This window comes from Microtetraspora sp. AC03309 (assembly GCF_020826795.1).
Classification (GTDB): Bacteria; Actinomycetota; Actinomycetes; order Streptosporangiales; family Streptosporangiaceae; genus Microtetraspora; species Microtetraspora glauca.
The window spans coordinates 87,919-101,119 of record NZ_JADDIL010000011.1; the positions used below are offsets into that span (position 1 = coordinate 87,919).

Here is a 13,201-nt window from a genome sequence, read left to right on the forward strand (position 1 = left end):
GACAAGGACGTCGGCCGGTAGACGGAGAGTGCCGTTGTGGATCCGCGCGGTGGCGTCCGCATTCGACCACAACGGACATGGCGCCGTGAACGACGTCATCGCGCAGGCGATGTCGGCCCTGATCCCGGGTGGAGCGGCGCGCGGTGAACTGGTTCGCGGACACCGCGTACTGCGCTGGGTCGAGGCCGGCGCGGGCGGTCCGACGGTCGTCCTGGACGCAGCCGGCGGCACACCCGCGCTGACCTGGACGCCGATCCTGCCCGCGCTCGCCGAGCACACTCGCGTCATCGCCTATGACCGCGCCGGGCCGGGCGCGAGCGACCCCGCGATGCCGATCACGATCGACTCCGAGGTCGACGACCAGGCGTGTGCCGAAATAGGCCCGCACAGCCAGCGAATACGACTCACGCCCATGAGGTGAGAACCGCAACAGTGAAAGGCGCACTAAGGTCATTTCGTGCTGCCTCTCGCGTCTGCAGATCCGGGTCAGATCAACGCCTTCCGACTGAGCGGTGTACTCGGCCGAGGTGGGCAAGGGTCGGTGTATCTAGGGCAGGACGCCGCGGGGGCGAAGGTGGCGGTGAAGGTGCTGCACGCGCAGATGGAGGATACGGAGACGCACCGGCGGTTCATGCAGGAGGTGGAGGCGACGCGGCGGGTGGCGCCGTTCTGCACGGCTCGGGTGCTGGATGTCGGGGTCGCCGACGGCCGGCCGTACATCGTGAGCGAGTTCATCACCGGGCCCTCGCTGGACCGGCTGGTGAGAGGCGAGGGGGTGCGGTTCGGCAGCGGGCTGGAACGGCTGGCGGTGACCACCTTGACCGCGCTGGCCGCCATCCACCGGGCCGGGATAGTGCACCGGGACTTCAAGCCGAGCAATGTGATCATGGGGGCCGAAGGGCCGGTCGTGATTGACTTCGGGATCGCCAGGGTGCTGGATCAGACCGCAACCGGCAGTGTGATGGGGACGCCCGCGTTCATGGCGCCCGAGCAGTTCGCGGGCGGGGCGGTCGGGCCGGCGGCGGACCTGTTCAGCTGGGCCAGCACGATGGTGTTCGCGGCTACCGGGCATCAGGCGTTCAAGGGGGACACGATGCCCGCCATGATGCACGCCATTTTGACCACCGAACCGGATCTGTCCGAGGTGCCGGAGGGGGTGCGGCCATTGCTCGCGCGCTGCCTGGCCAAGGCCCCGGAGGCACGGCCCGGCACCGAGGAACTGCTGGGCCTGCTGACAGGGCAGGAGTCGGGGGCTGCGGCCGGATCGCGGACCGTGCCCGTGCCGGACCGTCCGGCGCCCCCGCCGTCCGGGACGTTGCTCCTGCCCGACCCGGAATCGCAGGCGCCGGGGAGCCGGGCTCACTCCCCTGCCCCGCAGTTGATCGCCTCCGTGGTGGCGCTGGTCTTGATGGCCCTGCTCGCGCTGACCCTGTTCGCCCAGGGACTGGATTTTCTCGCCGGGTGGGCCTTCGAGCACCACGCGTACCTCCTGAGCCTGCCTGCCTGGATCATGCTCAGCATGGGCTGCCTGATCCCGGTGGTTCCCGCCTTCTGCGTGGCGGTGTGGCGCCACAGTGTGGCCTCGGCGATCAGCATGGCGCTCGTGATCCCACTGGCCCTGGTCTTCCTGTTCTGGGGGTTCGTCCTGGGCGCCGAGGACAACCTGCCCGAGGTGCTGCTCGCGATCGTCCCCAGCGTCCTGCTGGGCGTGGCGGTCGCAGCGGCCGCACTCCTGCTGTGGCGGCTGAACGCCTTCATCGCGGTGCTCGGCGGGATCGGCGGCCTGCTGATGTCGGTGGAGACCGTCGGTCACCTCGTGGATGTGATGCCGGGGTCGCCGGGGCGTACCTTCGAGGCCCTGATGATCGTGATCCTCCCGCTCACCAGGTTCACGCTCGGTGCCTGGCTCGCGCTGCTGGGCGTCATGCTCATACTGCGGGCCGTACAGCGCGGAAAACATCAGGGCGCGAGCGCGGCTGAAGACCGTTTTCCTGCTCACCGGTCACGATGATCGAGTGGCGGTGACACCCGACGGCCGCCGAATGACCAGCGGCGGTGGCGACGGCACGGCACGCGTGTGAAGTCTGGCCACCGATCAGCGACAGCGAGCCCGCCCGGTCTCTCCGGCCCGGTCTCACAGCTTCGGCGACGGGGAAGGCACGGCGAAAGCGGGCCGGCGGTCAGGACTTCATGAGAAGGCTGGTCTGCGAGCCGAACTCCCGGAAACCGAGGGCTCGGGCGACTCGTCGCGACGACTCCGGACGCGCTCTCCACTGCGGCGGCAACCCGTTGACCAGAGCGTCGGCCACCGCCACCGAGGCCACCAAGCGAGCCCGGCCATGGCCGCGATACGTCGCGGCGGTCAAGACGGACAGCTGCGCCGCCGTATCGCATGCCCGGGACCCGGCCTCGCGGGCGGCTTGGTAAAGGAGAGGGTTGAACAGGGACCACTGCCGGGTCGGAGCTGCCATCGGTTTCGTCGTGCCTTTCCGTGACGAAAGCAGGGCCGAGGAGGGCGGCGGAACCCGGCGACGCCATGCCGGCCGCCCGCATCCCGCGCCGGATGCGCCCCGAGATCGCCCAGGCGTTCCGGGATGTACTCCTTTGGGGGCCACCTGCGCGTCTCCTACTCGAGGGCCGCGAGGGGTGGGGCCCGCGTGGCGGATGAGATCCGGGCCGACCCCCGGACATCATGAACAGACCTCGGTGCGGTCGGTGCGGTCAGTGCGGTCAGTGCCGCACCGACCGCGCCGATCGCGCTGATCGCGCTGATCGCGGAGAAGGAGAGGTGGGGACGTGACCAGCAATCCCGAGCAGGTGCTGATGGTGGTCAGTGACGGATCCGTGCAGCTCATCGAGGCGGTGTACATCGGCCGTGACGATCGTGCGCACCGGCACGCGAGGAACATCGGGGCCGTGGTGGTCGCGCTTCCGATCGTGGCCGACTACCGGCCCGCCGACGAGGACGAGTCGGCGCATGACCACCCGGCCGCGCGGCCGGCGCCGCCCGGTGGGCTGATGGCGGCCGCGCCGGCGGAGCCGCGCCTTTAACAGCATGGTGGAAGGCGCGTGAGTTTGCGGGAATCCTCAATGGGGCGAGTGGGCACCGGCCGTGCTGAATCCGGCGCTCGGCCGCCACCACGTGAAGCCCCCGAACGCGACTCCGCCGCACCCCGCCACGGCTACGGAAGCACATGACCGCCTGGCGTTCCATTCGCGTGTTCGACACCCGCCATGCGCCCGCCGTGCCGGCTGTGCCCGCTGTGCCGGCTGCGAAAATCGACGGCGGTTGTCCCGGCGTGATGGTAGACATCCAGCGTGGCGAAGACACTTGAGTTCCCCGTTTTGTTGCGGCTGATCGACGAACGGTCGGTCGCGTTCCGGGCCGCGGTCTCCGCCGCGCCCAGCCTTGACGCGCAGGTGCCGACCTGCCCCGAGTGGACGCTGATCGATCTAGTGCACCATCTGGGCGGGGTGCACCGCTTCTGGGCTGCCACCGTCGCCGCAGGGCCTGCCGATGCTCCCCCGGCCAGGAGCGCGTCGGCTGCGCCCCGGGAGCGCGATGCCCTACTGGCCTGGTCGGTCGAGTCGACGGAGCAGTTGCTGAGCGCGCTGCGCGAGGCCGGCCCGGATGCCGGTTGCTGGACGTGGTGGGGTGCGTCGGAGTCGCCGCAGACCTCCGGTGCCGTCGCCCGGCACCAAGTCCAGGAGGTCGCGGTGCACACCTACGACGCCCAGATCACCCTGGGTACCCCGCAGCCGCTGCCGGACGAAGCGGCACTCGACGGTGTCGACGAGTTCCTGTCCACTTGCTGCGCATGGACAAGCGCCTGGCCGCACAAGCCCGCTGCCGTCGACTTCCACGCCGTAGAGGGCCGCTCCTGGCGCCTCTCGCTCTCCGGCGAGGGCGCGCGGACCACCCGTCTCCCCACGCACGGCACAATGCCTGACCCCGTTGCTGACACCGTTACTGACCCCGTTGCTGACACCGCTGCCGACGAGGACCCGGACGCGGCCGCCGCCTCCGCCCGGGGCACGGCCAGTGAGCTGGTCCTCACCCTGTACGGCCGAATTCCGGTGGACTCCCTGCAACTCCACGGTGACCGGCATCTCTTCGACCTGCTCCAGGCCTGGGAGCCTGAGTAGGAACGTGACGACGCGCCACCTCGTGGCGCCCCGAGGGCATGTCGGTTCCCGCCCGTTGGCGTGACAGCGACCACCCGCTCCCACAGGTCGTCCGGAACAAGACCGGCACGCACGCGGACACCCCGCCGACCACGATCGTCGAGCACAAGACCCGCGGCTCGACTCATTCTGAAACGATCAGTTGAAGGGCACACCTCGTCAGCGCGTCTCGCTCGCCGACCGGGCGCCTTGGGCGCGCAGCCACTCGGCCAGATCGTCGGCACCGGAGCGGCGGGCGGCGTCCAGCGGGGTGAGGCTGTCATAGCCGACCCAGTCGAGATCGCCGCCCATCGCGAGAAGGTGCTCGGCGCTCTCGCGCTGCCCGCCGTGGCAGGCGCACCACAGGGCGGTGGTCAGAGCGTCACGGCCGGGCCGGGGCTCCGCCCGGGTGATCCGGCGGACGCGATCCATGAGCCCGAGCGACGCGGCCTGCCACAGGTTCGTCACCGCGCCGCGCTCGACGAGCCGTCTGGCGGCGTTCCACTGCCCGAAGGCGACCGCGTCGGCCAGCGGCGTGCCGCCGTCGACGACGGAGCCGGGGGCCTCGATGTCGGCGCCGCGGTCGAGCAGCGCGTCCACGACCGGGACGTCGCCGTTGCTCGCCGCCCAGTGCAGCGGGGTCTCGGTGTGCGGGCCGGCGAACCGGCCGTTGACGTCGGCCCCCGCCTCCACCAGCACCGCGACCGTACGCGGTCCGCCCGGGTGGTGGCCGGGCCAGTCGGTCGCCACGTGCAGCAGCGTCCGCGACATGCCCTCCGCCGACCGGAGCCGGACGGCGGCCAGGTCGGGATGCTCGTCCAGAAGCCGCCGCAACTCGTGCACCGCGCCGGTGCGGATCGCCTCCACCGCCGCGACCGCGACCGGGTCCTCGCTGTCCAGGTACGCCATGGACACCATCCTCGCCCGACCGGCCGACAGAACACTCGGAGGCCACTACCTGGCGGTGAAGACGATCTCCACTCGCCGGTTCTTGGCGCGGTTCTCCTCGACGGGCCTGCCGTCGACGATGTTGGGCAGCTTGGGCTTGGCCTCGCCGAAGCCTCTGACCTGGAAGGTCACGCCGGACAGCGTCGCCTGGAGCGCCTGCCGTACGGCCTGCGCCCGCCTGAGAGACAGCACGTTGTTGTAGGCGTCGGTGCCCTGGTCGTCGGTGTGGCCCTCGACCCTGACCACCCCGCCCGCGGACTCGGCCTGGACCTTCGCGGCGATCTGCCGCAGGCGCGCCTTCGCCTTGGCCGTCAGCACGGCCTTGTCGAGCGCGAACAGCACATCGCTGGTGAGCGCCACGGTGACCTGCTCGCCCTGCTTCGACTCGCTCTCGGCGCCGTCGAGCGACTCCGCCTCGGCGTTGATGTCCTCGACGGGGGCCACGATCTCCTCCACCCCGGCCGTGGCGTCCACCGGATCCGCCCACGCGACCGTCGCGGGACCGGCCACGGGTCCGGCGACCAGCGCGACCGCGAGCGCCAGGACGACGAGGCGCTCAGGAGATCGGGACATCGGTGAACACACCCAGGATCTTGAGATCCACGTTGATCTTCGTGACGTCCGGCGGCGGGGCGGCGAACGTGGCGTGCAGCGGCAGAACCTCACCGGGCTCGGTGAACAAGTCGTAGTCCGAACACAGGCATTTGGCCTTGGGGTAGGCCCCCGTGCGGGCGACGGTGTACCGCTTGCCGTTGGCCGGATCGACCAGGCTGATCCCCGCCACGGTCAGGCCGAGGCCGGCGGGGGTGTCGCCCATGCCGCTGTTCATCTGCCAGCGCGCGACGCCCTTGTTGGTGACCGTCAGGGTCAACGTGGAGAGCCGGCCCTGCCGCTTGAGTCCGGTGATCTCCACGGTCAGGTCGGCGCCGCCGACCTTGACCTCCCTGCTGGCGATCACCGTGCCCTGCTCGGCGGGCGCGCTCGCCTGCCCGTCGGGTGCGGCGTCACCACCGACGGCGTCCCCGGAACCGCCGGCGTCACCACCGGTGGAGCCGTCGGAACCGGTGGCGTCGGAACCGGTGGCGTCGGAACCGGTGGCGTCGGAACCGGTGGCGTCGACGGAGTCGGCGGCCTGCTTCCCCTGCGAGACCGGCTGCCTCTCCTCACCACTGCCACCCTGTTGCCCGGGAAGCATCCCGCAGCCGGTCAGCACGCCCGCCAGCACCGCCGTGAGCAGATATCCGGCCGCCTTCGGCGTGTTCCCTCTTCGCATCCCGTCTTCCACCTCTGCCTGTCGCGAATCGAACCCGGGCTCGACCGTAGGCGGGCCACCTTCAGAATCCGCATAGTGCGCTATATGCGCAGGCCACGCCGCCGTGACGCCTCGTTCGCGAGCTCCTGGGCCCCGGTCAGGCCGGGTCTGTCACCGAGCGCGGCAAACTCTCCCACAGCACGCGTTACGGCATCAACTGCCCCATCTATCTCATCCAGGTCCAGCAGCGCCCCGGCCAGGGTCAGCGACGCCCGCGCGACGCCTCGGCGGTCCCCGTACTCGCCGAACGTCCCGAGCGCCTTCTCCGCGGCCGCGCGGGCGGCGTCGGGCCTGCCCTCCGCCATGGCCACCCGTGCCAGGACCACCAGTCCCCCGGCCTCAGGCAGCCGGTCCCCCAGCCGCCGTACCAGGCCGAGGCCGCGTTCGGCCCACGTACGCGCCTCGGACGGCCGCCGCCGGTCCAGACAGAGCCCGGCGAGATCGAGCGAGACCGCCGCCTCCCCGCGCGGGTCGCCCAGCTCGCGGTAGACCTCAAGGCTTCTGACGAGCAGGTCCTCCGCCCGCCGTACGCCGCCGAGGGCGCGCAGCGCGTCGGCTCTGCCGCGCTGGTCGGCCGCCGCCGAGAACGCGGCCAGACAGGCCACGAAACAGGCTTCCGCCTCCGCCGGCCGCCCCTGGGCGAGATGGACCAGACCGAGCCGGTGCCGGGTACGGGCCACCTCGCCCGCCTCCGCCAGCGGAAGCGCTCGCTGGAGGGCGTCGGCGGCCTCGGAAAGGCGGCCCTCCATGCGGTGCAGGTCGGCCAGCGACCGCAGCAGCAACGCTTCGCCGTGGCGGTGGCCCATCCGCCGCGACGCCCGCAGGCCGATCTCCGCCGTCGTACGCCAGTCCTCGCGGTGCGCGCCGAGCTCGAAGAAGGGCGTCAGATAGAAGGCCAGCCGCCACGCCGCCTCGTCCAGCCCGGCTCGCTCGAAGTCGCCGACGGTGGCGACCAGGAAACCCCTCTCGGCGGCCAGCCAGCGGGCCGACTCCCTGAGCTGCGTCGTCTCCAGGGCCGCCGCCTGCTCCGCCGTACGGACCAGGGTCTGGCCGGAACCGGGCTCGGCGGGCAGGAGCATCGTCCTGGCCCGCCGGGTACGGTCGAGGATCTCCCGGGCGGCCGCGGCGAGCACCTGAGCGGGCGGGCCCTCCTCCGCGGCCAGACGCTCGGCGGCGTAGAGCCTGGTCAGGTCGTGCCGGCCGTACCGCTCCCGCCCGGCCGCGTCGAGCCCGCGCGCCTGCAGCAGGCCCGCCTCGGCCAGCGCCTCCAGCGGCCCGTCGGCGGGTTCGCCGAGAACGGCGGCGGCCGCCCACGGAGCGAAGTCGGGCGCGGACAGCGCGCCCAGCCGGCGCAGCAGCAGGCGTTCCCGGTCCGAGAGCGCACGGTAGCCGAGCGCCAGGCTGCCGCGCACGGCCAGATCGCCCGCGCTGAGCTCGTCGAGGCGGCCGTGCTCGTCGTCAAGGCGTCCCGCGAGGTACTCCAGCGTCCAGCTCGGCCGCCGCGCCAGCCGGGATCCGGCGATCCTGAGCGCGAGCGGCAGCCCACCGCACAACTCCGCGATCCTCGCCGCCGCCTCGGGCTCCGCGCGTACCCGCCGCTCGCCCACGACCCTGGCCAGCATCGCCACGGACTCGCCCGGGTCGAACACGTCGAGCTCCCAGGCGCGCGCCGCCTCCAGGCCGGACAGCGGCGAGCGGCTGGTCACCAGCGTCAGGCAGCCGGAGCCGGTGGGCAGCAGCGGGCGCACCTGGGCCTCGTCGGCCGCGTCGTCCAGCACCACGAGCAGCCGCCGCCCGCTCACCATGCTGCGATAGAGGCGGACCCGCTCGGCCAGATCGGCGGGCACGGCACCCTGCGGGCAGCCGAGCGAGCGCAGCAGGTCCTCCAGCACGGCGCCCGGTGTCCTGGCCGCGAGCGAGGCGTGCAGCCGTCCGTCGGGGAAGTCGAGCGCGGTGGCCGCGTGGACCGCGACCGCGGACTTGCCCGCACCCGCCGGGCCGTGCAGCACCAGGTGGACGGGCGCGGTCCCGGCCGCGGGCACGGATCGGCGGATCCAGTCCAGTACGCGCTCGCGTCCGGTGAAGTCGGCGACGTCAGGCGGCGTCTCGTTCGGCACGGCCCGCGCACCGTCCGGCATGTGCGGCGAACTCGGGATGCGCGGCGAGTGCGCCGAGCCCGCCGCATTCGGCGCATTCGGCGTGTTCCGCACGTTCGGCATGTTCGGCATGTTCGGCGAGCGCGCCTCTCCGGCCAGCACGCGCGCGTGCGCCTCCCGCAGCTCCGCACCGGGTTCGAGGCCGAGCTCGTCGACCAGCAGCCGCCGCGCCTCCTGGTACGCGGTGAGCGCCTCCGACCTGCGACCCGCCTGGTTGAGCGCCAGCAGGAGCTGCCCCCACGCCCGTTCGCGCAACGGGTGCGCGGTCACGTGCGCGCGCAGCTCCCCCGCCACCTCCGCGCCACGGCCGAGCGCCAGGTCCAGCTCGACGCGCTCTTCCAGCGCGGTCAGCCGAAGCTCCTCCAGCGGTACGGCATGCGCCCGCCGCAGCTCGGCCGAGTCGATGCCGGCCAGCGCGGGCCCCCGCCACAACCCCAGGGCGGCGCGCAGGCCGTCGGCCGCGCCGGCGACGCTGCCCGCGTCCCTGGCCCGCCTGGCCGCGGTCACCAGGCGCTCGAACCTGTACGCGTCCACCTGGTCGGGATCGACGTCGAGAAGGTAGCCACCGGGCACGGTGCGGATCCCGTCGACCACCTTGCGCAGGGCGCTCACGTACACGCGCAGCACCGGCTCGGCCGAGGCGGGCGGCTCGTCGCCCCACACCTCGACGATCAGCCGGTCGACGGTGAGCAGCCGGCCCGGCCGCAGCAGCAGGGCGGCCAGCAGCGCACGGTGCTTGGGCGGTCCGGGCGTCAGATCACGGTCGCCCGCGAGGACCTGGAGCGGGCCGAGCACGCCGAACCGCACCGCTCAGCCCTTCGCCGCGCGGAGCTCGAACGTGCGGAACCTGACCTGGACGGGCTGCGCCGTGTCCGGGGCCGCGTACACGCCGACGGCTCCCGGGCTGTAGGGGCCGCTCGTGTCGGCGGCCTCGCTCACCAGGTCGTCGTTGAGCCACATGCTCAGGGCGACCTTCTCGCCCCGCTGTACGCACTGGGCGACGACCCGGTTCTCCGCCGACTTCCTCACCTGGACGGGGCCGTGCAGGACGGTGCTCCGCCCGCCGTGCCGCTTGTTGATCGACGCCTCGCCCGAGCCGGTGACCGCGAACTCGTAGCGGTCGCCGGTGCCCGAGTCTCCGTGGCACCACACGCCGAACTCGCCCGAGCCCCGCTCCAGCCGCACCCTGGAGCTGATCACGATGCCTTCGGCGGACTCGCCCGAGAAGGGAGCCGACTTCCACAACCGCCAGCCGGCGTTCGCGGTCAGCACGTAGCCGCCGCCGTCCCGCTCGCTCCGGCCGCCCTCGGACGCGCCGACGGCCCAGGAGTCGGCGAAGTCCGCGCGGTAGGGCAGGGCCGTCGTGCCGAGGCCGGTGTAGACGGCCCACCCGCCGGCCAGGACCGCGGCGAGCGCGACGCCGCCCGCCACGACGCCCGCGACCCGGGGCCACCGTCGCCGCGCCGTCGCGAGCCGTGCCTCGGGTACGGCCGGGCCCGACGCGACCATGCCAGATACGGCCGGGTCCGATGCGACCGGGCCCGATACAGCCGGGCCCGATACGGCCGTGCGGCCGGATACGTTCCGGTCTCCGGGGATGTACAGGCCTGCGGCCGGGGCCGACCCATCGCGCGTGGTGGGTCCATCGGGTGGGACAGGACCGGCGGGCGTGCGCGGCGCGGCGGTGCCGGACCAGGTGCGTTCGACGACCTGGGTGGCCGTCGCGGGGGTCGGCCGGCCACCGACCAGTTCGTCCAACAGCCGCTGCGCGCTCGGCCGCCGCGCCGGGTCCTTGGCCATGGCCCGCTCGACGACGGCGCGCATGCGCTCGTCGAGGCCGTCGAGATTCGGCCCCTCGTTGACGATGCGGTAGAGGACCTCGGACGGCGAGCCGCCGCCGAACGGCAACCGTCCCGTACCGGCGAACGCGATCACCCCGCCCCACGCGTAGACGTCGGCCGCGGGCGTCAGCGGGTCGGCGCGTACCTGCTCGGGTGCCATGAACGCGGGCGTGCCCACGATCGCCTGGCTGGCCAGGCTCTGGTTGTCGACGAGCTGCGCGATGCCGAAGTCGATCACGCGCGGGCCGAGCGGCGACAGCAGCACGTTCGACGGCTTGAGGTCGCGGTGGATCACCCCGGCCCCGTGGATGGCGTGGAGCGCGGTGGCGATCCCGACCGCGAGCGCCTCCAGGTTGCCGCCGGTCAGCGGCCCCTGCTCGCGTACGGCCTGCGCCAGATCCGGCCCCTTCACGTATTCCGTGACGAGGTAGGCGACGCCTTCTTCGATCCCCGCGTCGAGTACTGGAGCCGTGCAGAACCTGGCCACGCTGCGCGCCGCCGTGACCTCGCGATCGAAGCGCCGCCGGAAGGCCGGATCGCGGGCCAGATGGGGATGGATCACCTTCACCGCGGCCAGGCCGCCGGTCGGGGTGGAGGCGAGGTGCACCACGCCCATGCCGCCCCGGCCCAGCTCACGCCTGAGCACGTATCCGCCGATCACGTTCATCGGAGTCACCTTACGGTCAAAGACCCCAACCACGACAAAGGCCTCAACCTCGGCTTCTGTCGGCTCAGCTCAGCTCGGGTGGAGGACGAACAGCCGGACCAGGTCGTCGACGCGATAGTGGAACCGGCCAGCCTGACCGGTGTCGACCACCGAGACGAACCGGGCCTCGACCAGGATCCCCAGATGGTCCACGGCGGCGCTGTGGTCCAGGCCGCAGACGGCGGCGACGGTGCCGGTCGTGAACTCGACCCGCCCCAACCTGGCCAGCCGGGTCAGCGTCTGGCGGACGTCCTTTCTCAACCGTGCGTGGCTCTGCACCAGACCGTCCCGTACGGCCAGGTCCGCGACGCTCAACTCGTCCAGCCGGCGATGCTCGTCGCGCAACAGGGCGACCAGGTCGGCGATGGGCCAGTACGGGCGCGCGGCGAGCCGGGCGCCGCAGATGCGCACCGCCAGGGGAAGCCTGTCGCACAGCCGGACCAGCTCGGCCGCGGCGTCGGGTTCCGCGGTCACCCGCTCGTGCCCGACGATGGCCGAGAGGAGCTGGATGGCGTGATCGGTGTCGAACCGGTCGACCTCCACGATCCTCGCGCCGCCGACGCCCACCAGCCGGGTGCGGCCGGTGATGAGGACCGCGCACGCCGGTGAGCCGGGGAGCAGGGGCCGTACCTGCGCCTCGTCCGCGGCGTCGTCGAGGATGACCAGCATGCGACGGCCGCTCACGAGGCTGCGGTACAGGGCCGTGCGCTCGGCCGGGTCGTCAGGTACGGCGTTCTTGGCGACTCCGAGCGCCCGCAGGAACCGCCCGAGCACGCGGATCGGGGATTCGGGCGTGGACGCGCCACCGCGCAGGTCGGCGTAGAGCTGGCCGTCGGTGTACGCGGACATCAGCCGGTGGGCGATGTGCACGGCGACGGCGGTCTTGCCCGCTCCGGCGGGACCGGTGATCGCCGCGACCAGCGCGGTCGTCCTGGTCGAGTCGTCGAGCACCCCGTCCAGGTGGTCGAGGAGCACGGCGACCGCCTTGGCGCGTCCCGTGAAGTCGGCGATGTCGGGAGGGGTCTGACGGGGGACGACCTGATGTCCCCGCCCGATGCCACTGGGCCGCTCGAACCCGCCGGGCGACGGAAGGTCCTGGTTGAGCACGCTCAGATAGGCGCTCTGCGCGTCCGCGCTGGGCGCGACGCCCAGTTCCTCGGCCAGCCGGGTTCTCAGCCGCTCGTACTCCATGAGGGCCTCCGCGGGCCGGCCGCAGGCGGCGTGTAACTCGATCAGGCGTGTGTGCAACGGCTCGTCGAACGGCCGCGCCCGTGCCAGGGCGCGGGCCCTCGGCAACACCAGTTCGGGCATCTGGACCGAGATGGCGAGCGTGGCCAGCCGCTGCACGCACGTGGCGTGCTCGTCTTCCAGAGCGCGGATCGCCGACTCCTCCCGCACCCCTTCGGGGAAGCCGTCAAGCACGGAGCCGTGCCAGAGTTCGAGAGCGCCCACCAGGGCGGCGAGCCGCTGGTGCGGGTCCCCTCCCGCGGTCTCGACGTCGGAGGCCAGCGCGGCGCGGAAGCGGGCGGCGTCGAGGAACCGGTCCGGCAGCCGGAGCCGGTAGCCGCCGCCGACGTGCTCGATCTCAGCGACCGCGGCCGCTTTGTCGCGCAACCAGGAGCGCAGTCGCGACACGGCCGTGCGCAGGGCGATCGTGCTGCCGACGCCGTGGCCCCACACCTGTTCCAGGAGACGCCCCTCGGGAACGACCTCGCCGTTGTGCAACAGCAGGACGGCGAGCAGCATGCGCGGATGGCGTGCCGGCAACGCCAACGTGATCCCTTCCACGCGGACCTGGAGCGGTCCGAGAATCTGGAAGTCGTACGCGGGAACGATTTTGTCGACGATCATGCCGGTTCCCTCGCCTGAGCCACTCGCGGATCATCGCGAAAGATCACACCAGAGTCGCAATAACCGCAATTGCGGACACAGCAATCATACGGCCAATGATCGGCAATGCCTGACCTTTAACGTCCAAGTGTCGACAAGTCGCGAGTCATCTCTGTCTGCGTAACACCGTGATTGGCGGAACCGATTTGGTAGGCATCGTGCGAGAATTCCGGTGACGCAACAC

Annotated in this window: 11 protein-coding genes; 4 read left to right on the plus strand and 7 right to left on the minus strand. The window is 72.2% G+C overall.

Annotated features, from left to right (window positions below):
- The first annotated feature begins 85 nt into the window (after window positions 1–85).
- Both IMZ11_RS08515 and IMZ11_RS45910 read left to right on the plus strand, forming a co-directional pair.
- Complete coding sequence (locus tag IMZ11_RS08515; RefSeq protein WP_228639301.1) at window positions 86–421, plus strand: alpha/beta fold hydrolase; 336 nt, start codon at window positions 86–88, stop codon at window positions 419–421.
- A gap of 36 nt (window positions 422–457) precedes the next feature.
- A complete protein-coding gene (locus tag IMZ11_RS45910) occupies window positions 458–2,011 on the plus strand; it encodes a serine/threonine-protein kinase (protein ID WP_308066768.1) in 1,554 nt (517 codons plus the stop codon).
- 169 nt (window positions 2,012–2,180) lie between these two features.
- On the opposite strand, the gene IMZ11_RS08525 is transcribed toward IMZ11_RS45910, so the two are convergent.
- A complete protein-coding gene (locus IMZ11_RS08525) occupies window positions 2,181–2,471 on the minus strand; it encodes a GNAT family N-acetyltransferase (RefSeq protein WP_228639304.1) in 291 nt (96 codons plus the stop codon).
- A 325-nt stretch (window positions 2,472–2,796) separates the two neighbouring features.
- Between IMZ11_RS08525 and IMZ11_RS08530 the strand changes: the two genes are divergently transcribed.
- Window positions 2,797–3,051, plus strand: a complete 255-nt coding sequence (locus IMZ11_RS08530) for a hypothetical protein (RefSeq protein ID WP_228639306.1) — start codon at window positions 2,797–2,799, stop codon at window positions 3,049–3,051.
- A 267-nt stretch (window positions 3,052–3,318) separates the two neighbouring features.
- Entirely contained in the window at window positions 3,319–4,146 is an 828-nt protein-coding gene (locus tag IMZ11_RS08535) for a maleylpyruvate isomerase family mycothiol-dependent enzyme (RefSeq protein WP_228639308.1), read from the plus strand.
- A 198-nt stretch (window positions 4,147–4,344) separates the two neighbouring features.
- Here IMZ11_RS08535 and IMZ11_RS08540 read toward each other — a convergent pair whose 3' ends face one another.
- The 6 genes from IMZ11_RS08540 to IMZ11_RS08565 form a co-directional block, all read right to left on the minus strand.
- Window positions 4,345–5,073: an ankyrin repeat domain-containing protein gene (locus tag IMZ11_RS08540; RefSeq protein ID WP_228639310.1), complete on the minus strand. Its 729-nt coding sequence runs from the start codon at window positions 5,071–5,073 to the stop codon at window positions 4,345–4,347.
- Between the two features lie 45 nt (window positions 5,074–5,118).
- Entirely contained in the window at window positions 5,119–5,685 is a 567-nt protein-coding gene (locus IMZ11_RS08545; RefSeq protein ID WP_228639312.1) for an OmpA family protein, read from the minus strand.
- The gene (locus IMZ11_RS08550; RefSeq protein ID WP_228639314.1) at window positions 5,669–6,385 is read right to left on the minus strand and encodes a hypothetical protein; all 717 of its coding nucleotides are present in this window, start codon (window positions 6,383–6,385) and stop codon (window positions 5,669–5,671) included. The genes IMZ11_RS08545 and IMZ11_RS08550 overlap by 17 nt, the downstream gene beginning before the upstream one ends.
- Before the next feature lie 80 nt (window positions 6,386–6,465).
- The gene (locus tag IMZ11_RS08555; protein WP_228639316.1) at window positions 6,466–9,387 is read right to left on the minus strand and encodes an AfsR/SARP family transcriptional regulator; all 2,922 of its coding nucleotides are present in this window, start codon (window positions 9,385–9,387) and stop codon (window positions 6,466–6,468) included.
- Between the two features lie 3 nt (window positions 9,388–9,390).
- The gene (locus IMZ11_RS08560) at window positions 9,391–11,088 is read right to left on the minus strand and encodes a serine/threonine-protein kinase (RefSeq protein WP_228639318.1); all 1,698 of its coding nucleotides are present in this window, start codon (window positions 11,086–11,088) and stop codon (window positions 9,391–9,393) included.
- A 69-nt stretch (window positions 11,089–11,157) separates the two neighbouring features.
- Complete coding sequence (locus IMZ11_RS08565; protein ID WP_228639320.1) at window positions 11,158–12,978, minus strand: BTAD domain-containing putative transcriptional regulator; 1,821 nt, start codon at window positions 12,976–12,978, stop codon at window positions 11,158–11,160.
- Between the last annotated feature and the right edge of the window lie 223 nt (window positions 12,979–13,201).

Coding starts and splice junctions, on each gene's coding strand:
- IMZ11_RS08550 (WP_228639314.1), bottom strand. CDS start 6,385: ATGCGAAGAGGGAACACGCCGAAGGCGGCCGGATATCTGCTCACGGCG.
- IMZ11_RS08545 (WP_228639312.1), bottom strand. CDS start 5,685: ATGTCCCGATCTCCTGAGCGCCTCGTCGTCCTGGCGCTCGCGGTCGCG.
- IMZ11_RS08560 (WP_228639318.1), bottom strand. CDS start 11,088: ATGAACGTGATCGGCGGATACGTGCTCAGGCGTGAGCTGGGCCGGGGC.
- IMZ11_RS08540 (WP_228639310.1), bottom strand. CDS start 5,073: ATGGCGTACCTGGACAGCGAGGACCCGGTCGCGGTCGCGGCGGTGGAG.
- IMZ11_RS08565 (WP_228639320.1), bottom strand. CDS start 12,978: ATGATCGTCGACAAAATCGTTCCCGCGTACGACTTCCAGATTCTCGGA.
- IMZ11_RS08525 (WP_228639304.1), bottom strand. CDS start 2,471: ATGGCAGCTCCGACCCGGCAGTGGTCCCTGTTCAACCCTCTCCTTTAC.